The organism is Paraburkholderia sp. UCT2, assembly GCF_014397665.1.
In the GTDB taxonomy this organism is placed as follows: Bacteria; Pseudomonadota; Gammaproteobacteria; order Burkholderiales; family Burkholderiaceae; genus Paraburkholderia; species Paraburkholderia tuberum.
Genome location: NZ_VZQO01000021.1, coordinates 60382 through 81008 on the forward strand (window position 1 = coordinate 60382; position 20627 = coordinate 81008).

The following is a 20627-nucleotide window of genomic DNA, read 5'->3' on the forward strand; positions in this document are numbered from 1 at the left end:
CGCGGCGCGCACTGCGCGTGCCAGCGGGTTGAATCTTGCGACCAGCGGTGGCGGTCGGTGTGCCTCTCTGACTGACGTCCTGGCAGGGTTCGGTGCCGCCGCCCTTGCGTGCCGTCAGGCCGCCGCGCGCGGCGCCGGCGGCTCGACATGTTCGGCGTCGCAAAAGGCCAGCACGTCGTCGAGATACTGCGCGAACTCGCTGATCGCATGGTCGCTGCCCTCGATCAGCGTGGTGCGCGTGCTCGGATAGTGCGCGAGCATTTCGCGGTAGTCGAGCACTTCGTCGCCGGTGGCTGCCATCAAATAATAGCGTTCGGGCTGCGTGATCGACGCCACGCCGAGCGCGCGCAATTCATCCAGATGATGCGGCTCGACGACGATGCTGCCGCCACCGTGCCACAACGGCTGCTCGCCGAGATACGCGCTCAGGTCGCGCTGCGGCACGACCGCCGGGTTCAGCAACACGGCCGGCCAGCCGTGTTTCTCGGCCAGATGGGTGGCGAAGTAGCCGCCGAGCGAACTGCCGATCACGGTCACCTGCCGCGCATCGCCCTTCGCGCGTGCCTCGGCGACCAGCGATTCGGCGAGCGCCACGGTTTCGAACGGCGACACCGGCAGCATCGGGCAGCACCACTCGTCGGCGCGACCCAGCTCGGCGAGACGCGCTGCGAGCAGGCGCGCCTTGAACGAATTCGGCGACGAACGGAAACCGTGCAGATACAGAATCAAGACGCGCCTCGCGTCGAAAGACCGTCGAGCAGTTTCTGATGCACGCCGCCGAAGCCGCCGTTGCTCATCACCAGAATCTGATCGCCGGGGCGCGCCGCGTGGACCACTGCCTTCACGAGCGCGTCGAGGTTGTCGAACGCCTGCGCCTTGCCGTCGAGCGGCGCGAGCGCTTCGCCGAGGTTCCAGCCGAGCGCGTCGCGCCCGCTCGGCGCGCCGTAGCCGAACACGAGATCGGCGTCGGCGAGGCTCGCCGGCAGTTGCGCTTTCATCACGCCGAGCTTCATCGTGTTCGAGCGTGGTTCCAGCACCGCAAGGATTCGCGTGTTGTCGCGGCCGACCCGCGCGCGCAGGCCGGCCACCGTCGTCTCGATCGCGGTGGGGTGATGCGCGAAGTCGTCGTACACGGTCACACCCTCGACGCTGCCACGCACTTCCATGCGGCGCTTCACGTTGCGAAAGCCGGACAGCGACTTCGCGGCCTGCGCGGGCGGCACGCCGACATGGCGCGCGGCGGCGATCGCGGCGAGCGCGTTCAGGCGGTTATGCTCGCCCTGCACCTGCCAGTCGACCACGCCGACGCGTTCGCCGTTGTGATAGACGGCGAAGCGTTCGTCGACGGGCACGCCCTGCTCCGCCGCCTGGATCTCCCAGCCGCCCTGGACGCCGAAGCGCTCGACCTCGCTCCAGCAGCCGCGCGTCAGTACGCGCTCGAGCGCGTCCTCGCGGCCGTTCGTGACGACGCGGCCCAAGCGCGGCACCGTGCGGATCAGATGATGGAACTGCGTTTCGATCGCGGCGAGATCGGGGAAGATGTCGGCGTGATCGAATTCGAGATTGTTCAGCACCGCCGTTTTCGGGCGGTAATGGACGAACTTCGAGCGTTTGTCGAAGAATGCGGTGTCGTATTCGTCGGCTTCGATCACGAAGAAGCTCGAATCGGTGAGCCGCGCCGACACGCCGAAATTCAGCGGCACACCGCCGATCAGGAAGCCGGGGTTCAGGCCCGCATCTTCGAGCAGCCAGGTCAGCATCGAGCTCGTGGTGGTCTTGCCGTGCGTGCCGGCCACGGCCAGCACCCATTTGCCGTTCAGCACGTGCTCGCCGAGCCACTGCGGACCGGACACGTACGGCAGGCCGCGGTCCAGAATCGCTTCCATCAGCGGGTTGCCGCGCGTGACGACGTTGCCGATCACGAATAGATCCGCGTTCAGGCCGTTCAGTTGGTCCGCGTCATAACCCTCGATCAGACCGATGCCTTGCGCCTCGAGCTGCGTGCTCATCGGCGGATAGACGCCGGCGTCGCAGCCGGTCACCGTGTGACCCGCATTGCGCGCGAGCACCGCGAGACCGCCCATGAAGGTGCCGCAGATGCCGAGGATGTGGATATGCATAAGCCTGTCGTGCCGCGGGGGCGTTTCTTGCGAGGGATGAGAGAGCCACAGGACGGTCGGAACGACCGTCTGCAAAGGACGCCTATTGTAACCGACGCGACGCGCGCTGCCCCCTGCCGGCCACGCCCGGCGCCGCCCCGTGCGGGCCGCCGAACCGCGTCGCAGGCTCGATCGAGTATCATGCGAGGATGGTCCGCAAATCACATTTCGATCCGCAGCGCCTGCGCGAGGAAATCGCAATCGCGGCGGCACGCCTGATTGCCGAAGACGGCCTGGATTACGCCAGCGCGAAGCGCAAGGCCGCCCGGCAGGTCGTCGGCGAGACTCGTGTTGCCGGCGAATGGCTGCCGGACAACGATCAGATCGAAGAAGAAATCCGCGAATATCAGTCGCTGTTCCAGAGCGACAGCCAGCCGGCGCTGCTGCGGCGCCTGCGCATGATCGCGGTCGACTGGATGGAGCGGCTCGCACCGTTCAATCCGTATCTGACGGGCGCGGTGCTCGGCGGTACGGCCGGCGAGCATTCGGATGTGCATCTGCAGATGTTTTGCGACAACCCGAAGGAAGTCGCGATCTACATGCTCAATGCGAACATCCAGTACGACGTGTCGGAAACGCGCCATTTCGCGGGCCGCGGCTACGTGGAGACGCTGAGCTTTCTGTGGCGCCCCGCGGGCGAGCGCAACGCCGAGCCGGTCGGCATCCACGTCGCGCTGTACGAAACCGACGACCTGCGTGGCGCGGTACGCGCCGACGCGCGCGGCCGCACGGCGCGGGCCAATTTGCCGGCGGTGCAGGCGCTGCTCGACGGCGACGAAGTGCCGTCCTTCACCAATTGATCAGACAGAACGGAGCACGATGAACACGAGACGTATGCTGGCGGGCGCGGTCGTCGCGCTGATTGCCGCGGGCGGCGGCGTACTGGCCAATCACTGGCTCAATCGCGGTTCCGACCTCGCGTACGCGGCGCAGGCCGGAGCGCAGCCTGCCACCTCTGCGAGTCCCGTGCAGCAACTGTGGAGCGCGCCGGTCACGAACGTCGATGGCAAACCGCAGTCGCTGAGCCTGCTCAAGGGCCACCCGATCGTCGTCAACTTCTGGGCGTCGTGGTGCGCTCCGTGCGTCGAGGAAATGCCGGCGCTGTCGCAGATCCAGCGCGAGTACGCAAAGAAAGGCATCCAGTTCGTCGGCCTCGGCGTCGACTCGGAAAAGAACATCCAGACCTTCCTGCAGAAGATCAAGGTCGCGTACCCCATCTACGTGACCGGCTTCGGGGGCGCCGACCTCGCGCGCGCGTTCGGCAACCATGCGGGCGGTTTGCCGTTTACCGTCGTGATCGACGCAAAAGGCAACATCCGCTCGACAAAATTGGGCCAGATCGACCCGACGGCGCTGCGTCAGACGCTCGACGCGCTGTAAATTTCCCGCTTTCCCACGCTGCGCTTTTTGGCATGCGATTCCGTGCAGAACGAGCAAAAATACACGGATAATTCCCGAATTTGAGTGAAGTTGGGCCCAAGGCTGCGCGGCGGCCCGCGCCGGCCGTCGCCGCGTACGCGCGCGAAACTAGACAAGTTTCTCTAATCAGCGCTAAAGTGCGCGCAATTCCACGGAAAAAGAAGCGACCATGACGCGACTGCTGGTACTGCACGGACCCAACCTCAATCTTCTCGGCAGCCGGGAACCCGAGGTCTACGGTCGCGTGACCCTGCCGCAGATCGATCAGGCGCTGGTGGACCGCGCAGCCGACGCAGGCGTCGAACTCGCGTCGTTTCAGAGCAATCACGAAGGCGCGCTGGTCGACCGTATTCAGGCGGCCCGCACCGAGCAAACCGATTTCATCCTGATCAATCCCGCCGCGTACACACACACGAGCGTGGCCATTCGCGACGCACTGGCGGGGGTCGGCATCCCGTTCGTCGAGATTCATCTGTCGAACGTGCATCGCCGCGAACCGTTCCGGCATCACTCGTATTTCTCCGACCAGGCTGAGGGCGTCATTTGCGGCCTCGGCTGGAAGGGGTATCTGTACGCGCTCGAATTCGCGCTCGACCGGCTCGCGGCCGGGTCGTCGCGCGGCTGAATCCAAACACGTCCAATTTGAGCCGGCTACTGCGACTTGCACACGCCGGCACTCTACGCATTGAAAAGGGGCACCCTGATGGATCTACGTAAACTCAAAACTCTGATCGACCTCGTCTCGGAGTCCGGTATTTCCGAACTCGAAGTGACCGAGGGCGAAGGCAAGGTCCGCATCGTCAAGAATGCGCCGCCGGTTTACGTCCAACCGTCCGCCTCATACGCCGTACCGCAATTCGCACAACCGGCACCGTTCGGCGCTGTCGAAGCACCGGCAGCCCCCGCGGGCGCTCCGGCCACGCCGGCCGCCGCCGCACCGCAGGGTCACGTCGTCACCTCGCCGATGGTCGGCACGTTCTACCGCGCGCCGTCGCCGGGCGCCGATCCGTTCGTGCAGGTCGGTGACACGGTCAAGGAAGGCCAGACCATCTGCATCATCGAAGCGATGAAGCTGCTCAACGAGATCGAGTCGGACAAGTCCGGCGTGGTCAAGGAAATCCTCGTCGAAAACGGCCAGGCGGTCGAGTACGGCCAACCGCTGTTCGTGGTCGGCTAACGCGGCACGCACTATCCGCCGCCCGCGCGCCGCTCATTACGAGGCGCGCGACCGATCCTCTGCGGCAGCCGGCGTCGTGACCGACCCGGCGCCCATTGATGAGTCGAAAACCCGCTATGTTTGAAAAAATCCTCATTGCCAATCGTGGCGAGATCGCGCTTCGTATCCAGCGCGCCTGCCGCGAGCTCGGCGTCAAGACGGTCGTCGTCTATTCGGAAGCCGACAAGGAAGCCAAGTACGTGAAGCTCGCCGACGAGGCGGTCTGCATCGGCCCGGCACCGTCGAATCTGAGCTATCTGAACATGCCCGCGCTGATCAGCGCGGCCGAAGTCACCGACGCCGAAGCGATCCACCCCGGCTACGGCTTCCTGTCGGAGAACGCCGACTTCGCCGAGCGCGTCGAGCAGTCCGGCTTTACCTTCATCGGCCCGCGTCCGGAAACGATCCGCATGATGGGCGACAAGGTCACGGCCAAGCAGACCATGATCAAGACCGGCGTGCCTTGCGTGCCGGGTTCGGAAGGCGCGCTGCCGGACGATCCGAAGGAGATCGTGAAGATCGCCCGCCAGATCGGCTATCCGGTCATCATCAAGGCGGCTGGCGGCGGCGGCGGCCGCGGCATGCGCGTGGTCCACACGGAAGCCGCGCTCGTCAACGCGGTCATCATGACCCGCGAGGAAGCCGGCCGCGCGTTCGGCAACCCGCAGGTCTATATGGAGAAATTCCTCGAGAACCCGCGGCACATCGAAATCCAGGTGCTGGCCGACTCGTTCAAGAACGCCGTGTGGCTCGGCGAGCGCGACTGCTCGATGCAACGCCGTCACCAGAAGGTGATCGAGGAAGCGCCGGCGCCGGGCATCGCGCGTCGCCTGATCGACCGTATCGGCGATCGTTGCGCGGACGCGTGCAAGAAGATGGGCTATCTCGGCGCGGGCACCTTCGAGTTCCTGTATGAAAACGGCGAGTTCTACTTCATCGAGATGAACACGCGCGTGCAGGTCGAGCATCCGGTGACCGAACTGATCACCGGTGTCGACATCGTGCAGGAACAGATCCGCATCGCGGCCGGCGAGAAGCTCACGTTCCGTCAGCGCGACATCCAGTTCCGCGGCCATGCGATCGAATGCCGGATCAACGCCGAAGATCCGTTCAAGTTCACGCCGTCACCGGGACGCCTGACCTCGTGGCATATGCCGGGCGGTCCCGGCATCCGCGTCGATTCGCACGCCTACAATGGTTATTTCGTGCCGCCGCACTACGATTCGATGATCGGCAAGCTGATCGCTTACGGCGCCACGCGCGAACAGGCGATCATGCGGATGCGCATCGCGCTGTCGGAAATGGTGGTCGAAGGTATTCAGACCAACATCCCGCTGCACCGTGAGCTGATGCTCGACGCGAAGTTCGTCGAAGGCGGCACCAGCATCCACTACCTCGAAAACCGGCTGGCCGCGCGTCAGCAGGTCGCGGAAGAAGCGTAAGTCATGAGCTATCGGGAACTGGTTGCCGAACTGGCGCGCGAGCACGCGGAGGAGTTGTCCGACGCGCTGCTCGAGCTGGGCGCGTTGTCGGTGTCGGTCGAAGACGCCGACGCCGACACGCCCGACGAGCAGCCGCTGTTCGGCGAGCCCGGCCTCACGCCGGATCGCACGGCATGGCAGCATTCGCGCGTGATCGCCCTGCTCGCGCCGGAACACGATCCGGCCGTGCTGCTGACCGCCGCGGCCAACGAGATCGGACTCGATGCCGCGCCGGCATATACCGTGCGCGAGGTCGAGGAGCAGGACTGGGTGCGGCTCACGCAGTCGCAGTTCGATCCGATCCAGATCGGCGAGCGCATCTGGGTCGTGCCGTCGTGGCACGATGCGCCGGACCCCGACGCGCTCGTGCTCGAACTCGATCCGGGTCTCGCGTTCGGCACCGGCAGCCACCCCACCACGCGTCTGTGCATGGAGTGGATCGAGCAGTCGATCAAGCCCGGCCAGTCCGTGCTCGACTACGGCTGCGGCTCGGGCATCCTCGCGATTCTCGCGAAGAAGTGCGGCGCCGATCCGGTGATCGGCATCGATATCGATCCGCAGGCGGTCGAATCGGCGCGTCACAATAGCGAACGCAATCACGCCGAAGTCACCTATGGCCTGCCCGACGCCTGTCCGGCCGGCGAATTCGACGTCGTGGTCGCGAACATCCTCTCCAATCCGCTCAAGCTGATGGCGTCGATGCTGTCGTCGAAGGTGAAGCCGGGCGGCCACATCGCGCTGTCGGGCATTCTCGCCCGCCAGGCCGAGGAAGTCGCGCAGGTCTACGCGCGCTGGATCGATATCAGCGTGTGGCGCGAACATGAAGGTTGGGTGTGCCTCGCCGGAACGCGCCGCGAAAGCAATTAGAATAAGGCGTATTGTCAACCTAACGGCCTCAGGCTCAACGGCTCGATATGCACCTGGCGACGCGTTGCCCCTTCTGCGAAACTGTCTTCCTTCTGCAACCGGCGCAGCTTGCGCAGCGCCGCGGCCTCGTGCGGTGCGGGCATTGCCAGGAAGTCTTCGACGCGTCGAGCAGTCTGTTCGACGTCTCCGAAGGCGGCGATTTTTCCACCGCCAAACCGGTTGCCGCCGCGGCGGCAATCGAAGCGCTGTCGGGTGTGCGGCAACCCAACCCGGACTTCAGCGGGGTCGCGTGGGACCTGTGGGCGCCGGCTTCGGAACAAGACTCCACCAGCATTTCCCGCAGCACGCTCGATGCCCGTTTGCGCGACCACGCGAGCAGCGTGCCGCTCGCGCCGCTGCCGCTTGGCGGCAACGAGCACGCACCCGTCACATCGGGCACTCCTCGCCAGGCGACCGAACCGGAATTGCGCGCCGGCGCTTTCACGGCACCGCTGCCCGCGGACGATGAGCCGACGCTGGCCGACGCGCCGCTCGAACCCTTCGCCTATCCCGCCGACGACGCGGTCGATGAACCGCCTGTCGTCCCGCCCACCGCGCCTGCTCCCCCGCCGCGAGTCGAAGACGAAGCGCCGCGCGTCTGGCACAAGATCGAACGCCCTGAGCCGTCCACGCTCGATGAACCGGCGCTGCGCGAACCAGCAAGTCTGCATGGCATGCCCGACAACGAGCCGCACTTCGGCCCGGTCGGTGGGGGCGTGGGCGGCTTCGGCGCCGCCGCAGGCATGGGTGCCGCAGGTGCTTCGGGCGCCGGCGGTCCCGGCGGCCCGCGCCCGCCGGGCGGTCCGTCGCTCGCCCCATCGAGCGGCGAGCCATTCTCGGTCAATCCTCCCGTCAGCGATGGCGACGATCCGTTCCCGGTCGTGCGCGAAACCCGCCCGGTGGACGCCGGACGCGTCGGCTGGATCGTCGCCGGTGTGGTGCTCGCCGCGCTGCTCGTCATTGCGCTGCTCGCGCAACTCGCGTGGTGGCAACGCGAGACCGTGATGGTCAACCTGCCGCGCTCGCAGATCCTGTACGCGCAGGCCTGCGCGCATCTCGGCTGTCAGCTGACGCCGCCGCACGATATCGAAGGCCTGCTGGTCGAGCCCTCCGATCTGCGGCAGATCGACGGCCCGCACAAGCTCGAGTTGAAGATGCCGCTGCACAACCGCCTGAACATCGCGCTCGCCTACCCCGCGATCGAACTCACGCTGCTCGACGATCAGAACAACGTCGCCGTGCGGCGCGTGCTGTGGCCGCAGGATTACGTGCCGCCCGGCACCGTGATCGCGTCCGGCCTGCCCGCGCACGCGACGCAGACGATGATCGTGCACCTCGACACCGGCAGCGCGATTGCCTCCAATTTTCGCGTACAGATTTTTTATCCGTAACGCACCCTCGCGCGCCCGCTCCCGAGCGGGCGCATCATTGTCATCACTGACGCCCTTTTCGGAGCACAACACATGAGTCAAGTCACGCTGGGTGGCAACCCGATCGAAGTAAGCGGCACGTTCCCGTCGGTCGGCCAGCAGGCCGCCGCATTCTCCCTGATCGGCCGAGACCTGAAGCCGCTGACGCTCGCCGACTTCGCCGGCAAGCGCAAGGTGCTCAACATCGTCCCGAGTCTCGACACGCCGACCTGCGCGACGTCGACGCGCAAGTTCAACGAAGCCGCCGCGAAGCTCAGCAACACGGCCGTCATCGTCGTGTCGGGCGACCTGCCGTTCGCGGCGTCGCGCTTCTGCACGACCGAGGGCATCGAGAACGTGGTGACCGCGTCGACGTTCCGCGGCCATGAGTTCGCGCAAGCGTACGGCGTCGACGTGACGAGCGGTCCGCTGACCGGCCTGACCGCGCGCGCGGTCGTCGTGCTCGACGAAAACGACAAGGTCGTGCACGCCGAGCTGGTCGGCGAGATCAAGAACGAGCCGAACTACGACGCAGCGCTCGCCGCGCTGAAGTAAGCCCTCTCGCGCGCGAACGGCGGCGCCGCGCCTCGCGCGCGGCGCTGTCGGCGCGGCGCGTCTCTTCCCACCGCTTTCATACAGGAACGCTCGCCTTGGCTACGCTCATCTGCGGCTCGCTCGCGTACGACAACATCATGACCTTCGAAGGCCGCTTTCGGGAGCACATCCTGCCGGAGCAGGTCCACATCCTGAACGTAAGCTTTCTCGTGCCGACCATGCGTCGCGAGTTCGGCGGCTGCGCGGGCAACATCGCCTATGCGCTGAATCTGCTCGGCGGCGACGCACGCATCATGGGCGCGATCGGCGCCGTCGACGCACAGCTCTATCTGGACCGGCTCGCGCAGCTCGGCCTGTCGACTGAAAACGTGCTCGTCGTGCCCGACACCTACTCGGCGCAGGCGATGATCACGACCGACCTCGAGAACAACCAGATCACCGCGTTCCATCCGGGCGCGATGATGCAGTCGCATCAGAACCGCGCCGACGAAGTGGCGGGCCTGACGCTCGGCATCGTCGCGCCGGACGGCTATGACGGCATGGTCCAGCACTCCGAACAGCTTGCCGCCGCAGGCGTGCCGTTCATCTTCGATCCGGGCCAGGGCTTGCCGCTGTTCGACGGCGAGACGCTGCGGCGCATCATTGAACTTGCTACTTATGTAGCGGTCAACGATTACGAAGCCGCGCTGGTGAGCAACAAGACCGGCTGGTCGATCGAACAGATCGCCGGCCAGGTCGACGCGCTGATCATCACGCTGGGCGAGAAGGGTGCGCAGATCCATCACGGCGGCGGTATCGAAGAGATTCCGGCGGTCACGGCCAGGCAGGTGCTCGATCCCACCGGCTGCGGCGACGCGTTTCGCGGTGGCTTGCTCTACGGTATCGAGAAGGGTCTCGGGTGGGCCACGACCGGCCGTCTCGCCAGCCTGATGGGCGCACTGAAGATCGAGCATCAAGGCCCGCAAAACTACGCGCCCAGTCGGGCGGAAATCAACGAGCGGTTCAAGCAGGCCTTCGGATACGACCTGCACTGATATCGCGTGCTATGGGAGTTTGGGAATGAGAACATCGAGTCGCCTGATCGTCGTCACCTTGTTCGCCGGTTCGCTGGCCATGTCGGGGTGTGCGGTCAACAGCAGCTCTCCCGACGTTTTCACCGCCTCGCAGGCGCAGCGTGAACAGACGGTTCGCATGGCCACGGTGGAGAGCGTGCGCGCGGTGCGAATCAGCACGAACGACGGTCAGCCGATCGGCATCGGCGCACTCGGTGGCGCGGCGCTCGGCGCGCTCGCCGGCAGCACGATCGGCGGCGGACGTGGCTCGGTCGCGACGGGTATCGTCGGCGGCATCGGCGGTGCGGTCGCCGGCAATGCAATCGAAAACCGCGTCGCCATGCGTGACGGTATCGAAATCACCGTGCGCCTCGACAACGGCGACATGCGCGCCGTCACCCAAACTGCTACCGGCGAAATCTTCCGCGCCGGCGATCGCGTGAGGCTGCTGTCGAGCGGCGGCGTCACGCGCGTCACACACTAAGCGCACCTCCCGCGCGGCGGCGCGTAGTTCAGCGCCGCGACGACGACTTCACACGCATGGGTCCTCACGGGTCCATGCGTGTTTTTTCTTTTCGGGACGACGGGCAAAAAAAACCCGCCACCAGCACACCGGTAACGGGTCATTGACCGGGTGGCGCCCGCAAGAAATCGAGCACGACCCGGTCATCCGACACATCGGACGATGTGTCGACTTACTGCTACTGCTTACGGACGGCTGCCCGTCGGGAACGGCCATGCCGCTGCCGGGTTCAGCGCGGTCTTCACCGTCGCCGCCGGTGCGCTCGAGACAGCAGGCGCAGCGGGAGCAGGCGCGGCCTTCTTGGCGACAGCCTTTTTCGCAGGGGCAGCCTTCTTCGCAGGCGCAGCGGCCTTCTTCGCGGCAGCCTTCTTGGCAGGTGCAGCTTTCTTGGCTGCAGCCTTTTTGGCAGGCGCCGCCTTCTTGGCAGCGGCCTTCTTCGCCGCGACCTTCTTCGCCGGTGCTGCCTTCTTCGCTGCGGCCTTCTTCGCCGGTGCTGCCTTCTTCGCTGCGACCTTCTTCACCGCGGCTTTCTTCGCCGGTGCTGCCTTCTTCGCCGCGACCTTCTTGGCTGCAACCTTCTTGGCTGCAACCTTCTTCGCCGCGACCTTCTTCACTGCGGCTTTCTTCGCCGGTGCTGCCTTCTTCGCCGCGACCTTCTTCGCTGCAACCTTCTTCGCGGCGACCTTCTTCACTGCGACCTTCTTCGCGGCGACCTTCTTGGCCGGAGCAGCCTTCTTAGCCGGAGCAGCCTTCTTTGCTGCGGTCTTCTTTGCTGCGGGCTTCTTGGCCGCGGCCTTCTTTGCAGTTGCCATCATTTTCTCCTTCAGGTTTTCAGATGAGGTCAGTTCAAACTACACCCTTCGTCAAAACCCGCTTCCCGCGGACGCTTCTCAGGGCGCGCGCTACGAAGCGGGCTATTCATCGGCGTACGCAGGTGCGGCGCGCTTACGCTAATGAATGCGGTAAGGCGCGCCGTGCCCGAAGGCACCGCGCGCCAAATCTGGTCGGCGTCGCAAGGCGACGCCGGCAATTGCTTGATCGGGCCGCCGGCAACGACGCCAGCGGCTTTTTCCGGGGGGAAGTTTGCCCATCCCACTGAAGGGTCCGCAAAGCGCCTGTCATGTTTGTGGGCCGTCAAGGCACCGGGCACGCTTTGCATCAGGCCGTTCTGCTCCTAACCCGGGGCGCCGCGGCCACAGGCGGCGGCATCCCCATCAATGAATACATCCGCGATACGAATCCCGGCTTACTCCCAGGAAAGCGCACCGCCAGTCTGATATTCGATCACTCGCGTCTCGAAGAAATTGCGTTCCTTCTTCAGGTCGATCATCTCGCTCATCCACGGGAACGGGTTTTCCTCGTTCGGGTACAGCGGATCGAGACCGATCTGCTGGCAACGGCGGTTGCAGATGAAGCGCAGATAGCTCTTGAACATCGACGCGTTGAGGCCGAGCACGCCGCGCGGCATCGTATCTTCGGCGTAGCGGTATTCGAGCTCGACCGCCTGCTGGAAGATCGCGCGAATTTCGGCGCGGAATTCGGCCGTCCACAGGTGCGGGTTTTCGAGTTTGATCTGGTTGATCAGGTCGATGCCGAAGTTGCAGTGCATCGACTCGTCACGCAGGATGTACTGGTACTGCTCCGCCGCGCCGGTCATCTTGTTCTGGCGGCCGAGCGCCAGGATTTGCGTAAAGCCGACGTAGAAGAACAGGCCTTCCATCACACAGGCGAACACGATCAGCGAGCGCAGCAGCGTCTGGTCTGCTTCGAGCGTACCGGTCTTGAAGGCCGGGTCGGTCAGCACGTGGATGTACGGAATCAGGAATTCGTCTTTCGCGCGGATCGACGGGACCTCGTGATACGCGTTGAAGATTTCGCCCTCGTCCAGACCGAGCGACTCGACGATGTACTGGTAAGCGTGCGTGTGGATCGCCTCTTCGAACGCCTGGCGCAGCAGGAACTGGCGGCATTCGGGCGCGGTGATGTGGCGGTAGGTGCCCAGCACGATGTTGTTGGCGGCGAGGGAATCTGCCGTCACGAAGAAACCCAGGTTGCGCTTGACGACGCGGCGCTCGTCTTCGGTCAGCCCGTTCGGGTCTTTCCACAGGGCGATGTCGCGCGACATGTTCACTTCCTGCGGCATCCAGTGGTTGGCGCAACCCGCCAGATACTTTTCCCAAGCCCACTTGTACTTGAACGGCACCAACTGATTGACGTCAGTCTGGCCGTTGATGATGCGCTTGTCGGCGACATTGACGCGCGCTTCGGAAGCGGCCGCCGCGTTGGCAACCGCGTTGCCAATATGAGCGACGGGAGCGACAGCGACGTCGTTCGCGAAGACTTCTTGAGCGGAGGGAGCATGCGGCGCGGAACGCGTTCCGATTTGCGAATCCACAGCCGACCCCGCAGCGTTGCGCAACACGTTCGGTTGCGTCGCGCTCGAGGGAGTTACGGCAGTGATCTCGTCATCCCAGTTGAGCATAAATGTCACCATCAATTTAGAACGGTTTGTACCATCTTTTCACGAGCGATAAAAGAGTTCACTCGCGAAAATTCCTGTTTTCGATTCGCGTTGCTACGTTCATACAACACTTTGTTCGACATGCTGCGTGTGACCCATCCAGTGACGCGTGATGAACGCGAGTTGAACATGTGTTGCCGAGGTCCTTCGCGAACTCGAAGAGCAACGTTTCGACACGACGTTTCGTTGCTCTATCTATATGTATTGCGCAGTGCGTTGCGGCATCCGCCGACTGATCGATGGACTGATCGACTGATCGATGCCGCACGAGCCGCGCATCGCGAGAGTCGGCGGTGAGCCGTGTCGAGCGTGTTGCGTCAGCGTTGGCGGTCGAGGTGCGATGCCATGTCGTGCGATCGTCTGGTGTTGCCAACGGCTGGATTGCTTCGCTGCATCGACGAGCGGTGAGACTTCGATACTGCTCACCGCTCGTCGACCTGCTTTCTACTTCATCGATGGGGCGCGTCGCTCACCGCCTGCGGATCACCACCTACGACCCTCGCGTGCAGTTAGCAAGCATCGCTCCCGCTGCTTGCCAATCTTTACTGGCAAGCCTCGCACTCGTCGAAGCCAGGATCGCCCGGACGCATCATGCAGACCGGACCATCCGCTTCGGGTGCCGCGTCGAGCGCGACCGCGGCAGTCGCTGCGACCGCTGCAGCAGCCTGGAAGCCGCCGCCCACACCACCCGCCGCGCCACCGCCCACGCCGAAGCCGCCTGCCGCGCCGCCTGCGCCACCCGAGCCGTCATGACCCGAGCTCACCGCGTTCAGCGCGCCGTGCGCGACCGTCGACTTCTCGACGTGCGTCGCCGCCATCGTGCGCAGGTAGTAGGTGGTCTTCAGTCCGCGCAGCCATGCGAGCTTGTAGATCTCGTCGAGCTTCTTGCCCGATGCGCCCGCCATGTAGATGTTCAGCGACTGCGCCTGGTCGATCCACTTCTGACGACGCGAAGCCGACTCGACGAGCCACACCGGATCGACTTCGAACGCGGTCGCGTAGATCGCGCGCAGGTCGGCCGGGATGCGGTCGATGCGCGACAGCGTGCCGTCGAAGTACTTCAGGTCGGCGACCATCACTTCGTCCCACAGGCCGCGCGCCTTCAGGTCGCGCACCAGGTAGTCGTTGACCACCGTGAACTCGCCCGACAGGTTCGACTTCACGTACAGGTTCTGATAGGTCGGCTCGATGCACGCCGACACGCCGATGATGTTCGAGATCGTCGCGGTCGGCGCAATCGCCACGCAGTTCGAGTTGCGCATGCCGTAGGTCGAGATACGCGAGCGCAGCGCGGGCCAGTCCATCGACTCGCTCGAATCGACCTCGACATAACCGCCGCGCGCCTCGGCGAGCAGCGCCACCGAATCCTGCGGGAGGATGCCGCGATCCCACAGCGAACCGCGGTAGCTCGAGTAGCGGCCGCGCTGTTCGGCAAGCTCGGTCGACGCGTAGTACGCGTAGTAGCAAACCGCTTCCATCGAGCGATCGGCGAACTCGACCGCTTCCTGCGACGCGTACGGCGTGCGCAGCACGTGCAGGCAGTCCTGGAAGCCCATGATGCCGAGGCCGACCGGACGGTGCTTCAGGTTCGAGTTACGCGCCTTGGCGACCGCGTAGTAGTTGATGTCGATCACGTTGTCGAGCATGCGCATCGCGACGCTGACCGTGCGCTTCAGCTTGTCGTGGTCGAGCGCGAGCGTGCCGTCGGCCTGCTCCTTCAGGTGCGCGACGAGGTTCACCGAGCCGAGGTTGCAGACGGCGATTTCGGCGTCGCTCGTGTTCAGCGTGATTTCCGTGCATAGGTTCGACGAATGGACGACGCCGACGTGCTGCTGCGGCGAGCGCACGTTGCACGGATCCTTGAACGTGATCCACGGATGGCCGGTTTCGAACAGCATGCCCAGCATCTTGCGCCACAGTTGCGCCGCCGGGATCTTCTTGAACAGCTTGATCTCGCCGCGGGCGACCTTGTCTTCGTAAGCCGTGTAAGCCGTTTCGAACTCGGCGCCGAACTTGTCGTGCAGGTCCGGGCAGGTGGACGGCGAGAACAGCGTCCAGTCGCCGCCTTCCATCACGCGCTTCATGAACAGGTCGGGAATCCAGTTCGCGGTGTTCATGTCGTGCGTGCGACGACGGTCGTCGCCGGTGTTCTTGCGCAGCTCGAGGAATTCCTCGATGTCGAGGTGCCACGATTCGAGGTACGCGCACACCGCGCCCTTGCGCTTGCCGCCCTGGTTCACGGCGACCGCCGTGTCGTTGACGACCTTCAGGAACGGCACCACGCCCTGCGACTTGCCGTTGGTGCCCTTGATGTGCGAGCCGAGCGCGCGCACACGCGTCCAGTCGTTGCCGAGGCCGCCGGCGAACTTCGACAGCAGCGCGTTTTCCTTCAGCGCTTCGTAGATGCCGTCGAGGTCGTCATCGACCGTGGTCAGGTAGCAAGACGACAGCTGCGAGCGGCGCGTGCCGGAGTTGAACAGCGTCGGCGTCGAACTCATGAAGTCGAAGCTCGACAGCACGTTGTAGAACTCGATCGCGCGCGCTTCGCGGTCAATCTCGTTCAGCGACAGACCCATCGCGACACGCATAAAGAATGCCTGGGGCATTTCGATACGCACGTTGTCGTGATGCAGGAAGTAGCGGTCATACAGCGTCTGCAGACCGAGGTAGCCGAACTGCAGGTCGCGGTTCGCGTCGAGCGCGGCCCCGAGGCGCTTCAGGTCGAACTGCAGCAGCTTGTCGTCGAGCAGCTCGGCTTGCACGCCGCGCTTGATGAACTGCGGGAAGTACTCGGCGTAGCGCTCGCCCATCTCGGCTTGCGTGACTTCCTCTTCGAGAATCTCGCGGCGGATCGTATGCAGCAGGATGCGCGCGGTGACCTGGCTGTAGGCCGGGTCCTTTTCGATCATCGTACGGGCGGCGAGGATCGCCGAGTCGTACACCTGGCTCATCGGCACGCCGTCGTACAGGTTCTTCACCGTTTCCGCGACGATCGGCTCGGCGCTTACGGCGTCGCCGAGGTTCGCGCACGCGGACTCGATGATGCCGCGCAGCGCAGCCATGTCCAGCGGACGCGTGATGCCGTTGTCGGTCACGTTCAGGCCCGGGGTGCTGGCGCCTTCCGCTGTCTGACCTTCATGAGCGTCATGCGCGCGCGCCTGGTTGCGCTTCTCGCGATACAGCACGTAAGCACGCGCGACGTTGTGTTCGCCGCCGCGCATCAGCGCGAGTTCGACCTGATCCTGAATGTCTTCGATATGGAACGTGCCGCCATTCGGACGGCTGCGCACCAGCGCGCGCACCACGTTCTGCGTGAGTTGCTCGACCAGTTCGCGCACCCGTGCCGACGCCGCGCCCTGACCACCGTTGACGGCGAGGAACGCCTTCGTCACGGCGATCGCGATTTTCGACGGCTCGAACGACACCACGCTGCCGTTGCGGCGGATCACCTTGTAGTCGGCGTAATTCGCTTGCGGCGCGAGCGCCTGCGCGCCTTGGGTCTGGCCGAAGGCCTGGCCAGTCGGTGAGCCCTCGTAACGGGTCGTCACGTTGTCGGTGGTTTGCATGTGCAAAGCTCCTGGTCTTGGAAATATTGCGGCGAGTGCCGCGGATTAAATCAAACGCCGCGCCGCCGCGTGCGCGTGCGATGAGGTGCAGGAAGGCCGGCTACGCCGGTTGGTGGGATGCAACTGCGAGGAAGCCTGGTTCGATTTGATGACGGTCTTCATCGGGTCGGTCGCGATCACTGGCTGGTCCTTTCCTGAATGCTTCTGGATGCGGCCGGAGATCCCCTACCGGCTGCGCCCCAGGAATTTTTTTCGCTGTCTGGAATGCTTGCGGCGCCATGCTCGGGGAGCGGGACGCCGCAGACTTATCCACTCTTATTCACTCGGTTATGCACATGGTTATTCACAGCACAACACAAGATATAGTGCGAAACTCAGTTGTCGGCACCAAGTATAGTGGAGTTTCGAGACAGGTCAAAAGGTTTTATTTGCGCTCGCAGTCTTGACTTTTGCTTCACGCGGCGCGCAGAAGCTCCCCGGAGAAGCAGGCTGCGCCTCGTTCTCCGTGGATCACGCAAGATCGTGCGAAGGGGTTACCGCGTTTCGGAAAACTTGAGATAGGGGAAATACCGACCGTCGAGCAACGTGTCGCGCTGCAGTCGCGGCCACTCGAAATACGGACCGGGATCGGTCTTGCGACCGGGTGCGATGTCGGAGTGGCCGGCAAGCGCGTCGATCGGATAGCGTGCCTTCAGTGCTCTGACGAGCGCGGCGAGCGTGCGGTATTGCGCCGCTTCGAAGGCGGTGGTGTCGCTGCCTTCGAGCTCGATGCCGATCGAGAAATCATTGCAGCGCTCGCGGCCGAAAAAATTCGACGGCCCCGCGTGCCACGCGCGCTCGTTGCACGACACGAACTGCTCGAGTGCGCCATCGCGATGAATCACGAAATGTGCGGACACGCGCACGCCGCGCAGATGCGTGTCGTAGTACGGGTGAGTGTTGCAGTCGAGCGCGTTCTGGAACAGCTCGGCAATCGCGGTGCCGCCGAACTGGTTCGGCGGCAGGCTGATGTTGTGAACGACGATCAGCGTCGGCAGCGCGCCTTGCGGCCGCGCTTCGAAGTTTGGCGAGGCAAGCTTGCGTGCGGCAGGAACCCAACCGTCGGCATCGACGGTGTACGCGCCGCTCATCGGGCGTCGCGGCCGCTCGGACGCGCGCCGTGGCGCTGCGCGTGCGCGGCGCAGCAGAACGCCTGCCCCGCGACGCTGACCGAGTCGCTCTTCGGTGCATGCACGCCGCACTCGACGCAGCGGATCATCGGCTCGGCAAGCTGCGGCTGTTGCCCATTCGAAGAACGCGCGCCGCCATTCGCGGTGCCGGCAGCGTTGGCGCCGCCGGCACCGGTGCGTTGCGCGGATTGCGCGTCGTGGCGGCGCAGCGCCTTCACGAGCCATTGACCGACGATGAACAGCAGAATCAGCAAAAAGATTTGTCGCATGGGGACACTCACACCACGGGCCGGTGCAACAGCACCTCGAAAACAAAACGGCTGCCGACGTACGCGAGCAACAGCGCGACGAACGAGGCCAGCACCCAGCGCAATGCCGCACGGCCGCGCCAGCCGGACACCTTGCGCGCGGTCAGCAGCGCGCCGAACATCACCCACGAAAGAATCGCGAACACGGTCTTGTGATCGAGCCGCAACGCGCGGTCGATCAGCTGCTCGCTGAACAGGATGCCCGACAGCAGCGTCAGCGTGAGCAGCACGAAGCCGGCGCCGATCAGACGGAACAGCAGCTTCTCGAGCGTGAGCAGCGGCGGCAGCGCGTCGAGCCAACTCGACCACCAGCCATTGTCCGCCGCCGCGTGCCTTTGCGCGAGACCACCGCGCATCGAATGCAGACGCCGCTCGACCGCCAGCATCAGCACCGCGTGCAGCGCCGCGATCGCGAACAGACCGTACGCGATATTCGCAATCAGGAAGTGCAGCTTGAACATCGGCGCGGCCGCATACGGCAGCACGCGCACGCCGCCGAACGCGAGCGGCAGCAGCGACGCGACGCACGCGAGTGGCAACACCAGCAGGCGCAGTCCGTCGAGCGGGAAAAAGAAACTCTCGATCCAGTAGATGCCGGCGCCGAGCCAGAACATCGCCGACAGCGCGAACGCGAAGCCGAACACCATCGCGTTCTGCGGGAAGATCGTGGTATGGAGCAGCACGCCGTGAGCGAGCAGCGCGACGAACAGCAGCGCGCGCCCGGGCGCGCTCATGCCGGAGGCCACCAGAGCGCCCGCGTTGGCGGCATGACCGGGCAGCGGCGGCACGCTCTCGAGCAGCGGCCGCACGGCCGCGTGCCGGTGCGAGCGCCAGCCGGCCACGGCAAGACCGCCATAGAGAAGCGCGGTGAGGGCATACAGTACAATATCCATATTCGAAGTTTACACTAGGGCCCTACTCCGCGACGTCTTGCGCTTCGCGCGCTGCGCGGGCCCCACCGTTCATCGTTCCCCATGCTCGACAATCTGACTCAACGGATGGCGCGCGTCGTCAAGACGCTGCGCGGCGAAGCCCGGCTCACCGAGGCGAACACCCAGGAAATGCTGCGCGAGGTGCGTCTCGCACTGCTCGAGGCCGACGTGGCGCTGCCCGTCGTGCGCGAGTTCATCGCGAAGGTCAAGGAGAAGGCGCTCGGCGAGGAAGTGATCTCCAGCCTGTCGCCGGGTCAGGCGCTCGTCGGCGTCGTGCAGCGCGAACTGACCGCGGTGATCGGCGGCGATTACGAAGGCAAGGCCTCCGAGCTCAATCTCGCCGTCGCGCCGCCCGCGATCATCCTGATGGCGGGTCTGCAGGGCGCCGGCAAAACGACCACGGTCGGCAAGCTCGCCAAGCTGCTGCGCGAGAAGTACAAGAAGAAGGTGCTGACCGTTTCGTGCGACGTCTATCGTCCCGCCGCCATCGCGCAGCTGAAAACGGTGACCGAGCAGGTCGGCGCGGACTTCTTCCCGTCGGAGCTGAACCAGAAGCCGGTCGACATTGCCCGCGCCGCGCTCGACTGGGCCAAGCGCCACTATCACGACGTGCTGCTCGTCGACACGGCCGGCCGTCTCGGTATCGACGAGGTGATGATGAACGAAATCACCGCGCTGCACGCCGAGCTGAAGCCGGCGGAAACGCTGTTCGTCGTCGACGCGATGCTCGGCCAGGACGCGGTCAACACCGCGAAGGCGTTCAGCGACGCGCTGCCGCTCACCGGCGTCGTGCTCACCAAGCTCGACGGTGATTCGCGCGGTGGCGCGGCGCTCTCGGTGCGTCACGTGACGGGCAAGCCGGTCAAGTTCGTGGGTGTCGCCGAAAAACTCGACGGCCTCGAAGTGTTCCACCCGGACCGCATGGCGAGCCGGATTCTCGGCATGGGCGACATTCTCGCGCTGGTGGAGGAAGCGCAGCGCGGCGTCGACGTGCAGGCCGCGCAGAAGCTCGCCGACAAGGTCAAGAAAGGCGGCGACTTCGACCTCAACGATTTCCGCGCCCAGCTCACGCAAATGAAGGGCATGGGCGGCCTGTCGTCGCTGATGGACAAGCTGCCCGCGCAGTTTCAGCAAGCCGCGGCCGGCGCCGACATGAGTCAGGCCGAGAAGCAGATGCGCCGCATGGAAGGCATCATCAACTCGATGACGCCGGCCGAGCGCGCCAAGCCCGAACTGATCAAGGCGACCCGCAAGCGCCGCATCGCCGCGGGTGCGGGCGTGCAGGTGCAGGAAGTCAACCGCATGCTGAACCAGTACGAACAGATGCGCACGATGATGAAGAAGCTCAAGGGCGGCAACCTGCAGAAGATGATGCGCGGCATGAAGGGCATGATGCCCGGCATGCGCTAAG

20 protein-coding genes are annotated in these 20627 nt (G+C 64.8%); 11 read left to right on the plus strand and 9 right to left on the minus strand.

Features of this window, described 5'->3' with window-relative positions; translation table 11 throughout:
* Positions 1-114: 114 nt before the first annotated feature.
* A complete protein-coding gene (locus tag F6X39_RS18905; RefSeq protein WP_187617703.1) occupies positions 115-729 on the minus strand; it encodes a YqiA/YcfP family alpha/beta fold hydrolase in 615 nt (204 codons plus the stop codon).
* On the minus strand, positions 726-2120 hold the full coding sequence (mpl, locus tag F6X39_RS18910; protein WP_184066834.1) for a UDP-N-acetylmuramate:L-alanyl-gamma-D-glutamyl-meso-diaminopimelate ligase: 1395 nt from the start codon (positions 2118-2120) through the stop codon (positions 726-728). The genes F6X39_RS18905 and mpl overlap by 4 nt, the downstream gene beginning before the upstream one ends.
* 188 nt (positions 2121-2308) lie before the next feature.
* Here mpl and F6X39_RS18915 point away from each other — a divergent pair, with 188 nt between their 5' ends.
* From F6X39_RS18915 to F6X39_RS18960, 10 genes are all read left to right on the plus strand, one after another.
* Positions 2309-2959 carry a UDP-N-acetylmuramate--alanine ligase gene (locus tag F6X39_RS18915; protein ID WP_187617704.1) on the plus strand — a complete coding sequence of 217 codons (651 nt, stop codon included), beginning with the start codon at positions 2309-2311 and terminating at the stop codon, positions 2957-2959.
* A gap of 19 nt (positions 2960-2978) precedes the next feature.
* Complete coding sequence (locus F6X39_RS18920; protein ID WP_187617705.1) at positions 2979-3539, plus strand: TlpA family protein disulfide reductase; 561 nt, start codon at positions 2979-2981, stop codon at positions 3537-3539.
* Between the two features lie 208 nt (positions 3540-3747).
* Entirely contained in the window at positions 3748-4203 is a 456-nt protein-coding gene (aroQ, locus tag F6X39_RS18925; protein WP_184058517.1) for a type II 3-dehydroquinate dehydratase, read from the plus strand.
* Positions 4204-4281: 78 nt separating this feature from the next.
* Positions 4282-4755: an acetyl-CoA carboxylase biotin carboxyl carrier protein gene (gene accB, locus F6X39_RS18930; protein WP_090801903.1), complete on the plus strand. Its 474-nt coding sequence runs from the start codon at positions 4282-4284 to the stop codon at positions 4753-4755.
* 116 nt (positions 4756-4871) lie between these two features.
* Entirely contained in the window at positions 4872-6236 is a 1365-nt protein-coding gene (accC, locus tag F6X39_RS18935) for an acetyl-CoA carboxylase biotin carboxylase subunit (protein ID WP_187617706.1), read from the plus strand.
* A 3-nt stretch (positions 6237-6239) separates the two neighbouring features.
* Positions 6240-7142 carry a 50S ribosomal protein L11 methyltransferase gene (prmA, locus tag F6X39_RS18940; RefSeq protein WP_090801906.1) on the plus strand — a complete coding sequence of 301 codons (903 nt, stop codon included), beginning with the start codon at positions 6240-6242 and terminating at the stop codon, positions 7140-7142.
* A 47-nt stretch (positions 7143-7189) separates the two neighbouring features.
* Positions 7190-8572 carry a zinc-ribbon and DUF3426 domain-containing protein gene (locus F6X39_RS18945; RefSeq protein WP_187617707.1) on the plus strand — a complete coding sequence of 461 codons (1383 nt, stop codon included), beginning with the start codon at positions 7190-7192 and terminating at the stop codon, positions 8570-8572.
* A 72-nt stretch (positions 8573-8644) separates the two neighbouring features.
* The gene (gene tpx / locus F6X39_RS18950) at positions 8645-9145 is read left to right on the plus strand and encodes a thiol peroxidase (protein WP_090801909.1); all 501 of its coding nucleotides are present in this window, start codon (positions 8645-8647) and stop codon (positions 9143-9145) included.
* A gap of 95 nt (positions 9146-9240) precedes the next feature.
* The gene (locus F6X39_RS18955) at positions 9241-10179 is read left to right on the plus strand and encodes a carbohydrate kinase family protein (RefSeq protein WP_187617708.1); all 939 of its coding nucleotides are present in this window, start codon (positions 9241-9243) and stop codon (positions 10177-10179) included.
* 25 nt (positions 10180-10204) lie between these two features.
* On the plus strand, positions 10205-10681 hold the full coding sequence (locus F6X39_RS18960) for a glycine zipper 2TM domain-containing protein (RefSeq protein ID WP_187617709.1): 477 nt from the start codon (positions 10205-10207) through the stop codon (positions 10679-10681).
* A gap of 224 nt (positions 10682-10905) precedes the next feature.
* Here the strand turns inward: F6X39_RS18960 and F6X39_RS18965 are convergent, their stop codons facing one another.
* The 7 genes from F6X39_RS18965 to F6X39_RS18995 all read right to left on the minus strand — a co-directional run bounded on the left by F6X39_RS18965 (position 10906) and on the right by F6X39_RS18995 (position 19177).
* Positions 10906-11532, minus strand: coding sequence for a histone H1-like DNA-binding protein (locus F6X39_RS18965; RefSeq protein ID WP_187617710.1), 627 nt, complete (start codon positions 11530-11532; stop codon positions 10906-10908).
* Positions 11533-11561: 29 nt separating this feature from the next.
* Positions 11562-11879 carry a hypothetical protein gene (locus F6X39_RS18970; protein ID WP_187617711.1) on the minus strand — a complete coding sequence of 106 codons (318 nt, stop codon included), beginning with the start codon at positions 11877-11879 and terminating at the stop codon, positions 11562-11564.
* Between the two features lie 87 nt (positions 11880-11966).
* A complete protein-coding gene (locus F6X39_RS18975; protein WP_090805471.1) occupies positions 11967-13202 on the minus strand; it encodes a ribonucleotide-diphosphate reductase subunit beta in 1236 nt (411 codons plus the stop codon).
* Between the two features lie 581 nt (positions 13203-13783).
* Positions 13784-16807, minus strand: coding sequence for a ribonucleoside-diphosphate reductase subunit alpha (locus F6X39_RS18980; protein WP_187617712.1), 3024 nt, complete (start codon positions 16805-16807; stop codon positions 13784-13786).
* Positions 16808-17340: 533 nt separating this feature from the next.
* Positions 17341-17937 carry a 1,6-anhydro-N-acetylmuramyl-L-alanine amidase AmpD gene (gene ampD / locus F6X39_RS18985; RefSeq protein ID WP_187617713.1) on the minus strand — a complete coding sequence of 199 codons (597 nt, stop codon included), beginning with the start codon at positions 17935-17937 and terminating at the stop codon, positions 17341-17343.
* Positions 17934-18245: a PP0621 family protein gene (locus F6X39_RS18990; RefSeq protein WP_090801917.1), complete on the minus strand. Its 312-nt coding sequence runs from the start codon at positions 18243-18245 to the stop codon at positions 17934-17936. The genes ampD and F6X39_RS18990 overlap by 4 nt, the downstream gene beginning before the upstream one ends.
* A gap of 8 nt (positions 18246-18253) precedes the next feature.
* On the minus strand, positions 18254-19177 hold the full coding sequence (locus tag F6X39_RS18995; RefSeq protein ID WP_187610004.1) for an inner membrane protein YpjD: 924 nt from the start codon (positions 19175-19177) through the stop codon (positions 18254-18256).
* Positions 19178-19258: 81 nt separating this feature from the next.
* On the opposite strand from F6X39_RS18995, the gene ffh reads away from it, so the two are divergent.
* Entirely contained in the window at positions 19259-20626 is a 1368-nt protein-coding gene (ffh, locus tag F6X39_RS19000; protein WP_090801921.1) for a signal recognition particle protein, read from the plus strand.
* Position 20627 lies beyond the last annotated feature (1 nt).

Bases quoted from the DNA above. Each gene is read 5' to 3' on its own strand.
- F6X39_RS18915 (WP_187617704.1), top strand. From the start codon at position 2,309: ATGGTCCGCAAATCACATTTCGATCCGCAGCGCCTGCGCGAGGAAATC.
- F6X39_RS18990 (WP_090801917.1), bottom strand. From the start codon at position 18,245: ATGCGACAAATCTTTTTGCTGATTCTGCTGTTCATCGTCGGTCAATGG.
- F6X39_RS18970 (WP_187617711.1), bottom strand. From the start codon at position 11,879: ATGCAAAGCGTGCCCGGTGCCTTGACGGCCCACAAACATGACAGGCGC.
- F6X39_RS18980 (WP_187617712.1), bottom strand. From the start codon at position 16,807: ATGCAAACCACCGACAACGTGACGACCCGTTACGAGGGCTCACCGACT.
- F6X39_RS18945 (WP_187617707.1), top strand. From the start codon at position 7,190: ATGCACCTGGCGACGCGTTGCCCCTTCTGCGAAACTGTCTTCCTTCTG.
- ffh (WP_090801921.1), top strand. From the start codon at position 19,259: ATGCTCGACAATCTGACTCAACGGATGGCGCGCGTCGTCAAGACGCTG.
- tpx (WP_090801909.1), top strand. From the start codon at position 8,645: ATGAGTCAAGTCACGCTGGGTGGCAACCCGATCGAAGTAAGCGGCACG.
- mpl (WP_184066834.1), bottom strand. From the start codon at position 2,120: ATGCATATCCACATCCTCGGCATCTGCGGCACCTTCATGGGCGGTCTC.
- ampD (WP_187617713.1), bottom strand. From the start codon at position 17,937: ATGAGCGGCGCGTACACCGTCGATGCCGACGGTTGGGTTCCTGCCGCA.
- F6X39_RS18920 (WP_187617705.1), top strand. From the start codon at position 2,979: ATGAACACGAGACGTATGCTGGCGGGCGCGGTCGTCGCGCTGATTGCC.
- prmA (WP_090801906.1), top strand. From the start codon at position 6,240: ATGAGCTATCGGGAACTGGTTGCCGAACTGGCGCGCGAGCACGCGGAG.
- F6X39_RS18975 (WP_090805471.1), bottom strand. From the start codon at position 13,202: ATGCTCAACTGGGATGACGAGATCACTGCCGTAACTCCCTCGAGCGCG.
- accB (WP_090801903.1), top strand. From the start codon at position 4,282: ATGGATCTACGTAAACTCAAAACTCTGATCGACCTCGTCTCGGAGTCC.
- aroQ (WP_184058517.1), top strand. From the start codon at position 3,748: ATGACGCGACTGCTGGTACTGCACGGACCCAACCTCAATCTTCTCGGC.
- F6X39_RS18960 (WP_187617709.1), top strand. From the start codon at position 10,205: ATGAGAACATCGAGTCGCCTGATCGTCGTCACCTTGTTCGCCGGTTCG.
- F6X39_RS18995 (WP_187610004.1), bottom strand. From the start codon at position 19,177: ATGGATATTGTACTGTATGCCCTCACCGCGCTTCTCTATGGCGGTCTT.
- F6X39_RS18965 (WP_187617710.1), bottom strand. From the start codon at position 11,532: ATGGCAACTGCAAAGAAGGCCGCGGCCAAGAAGCCCGCAGCAAAGAAG.
- accC (WP_187617706.1), top strand. From the start codon at position 4,872: ATGTTTGAAAAAATCCTCATTGCCAATCGTGGCGAGATCGCGCTTCGT.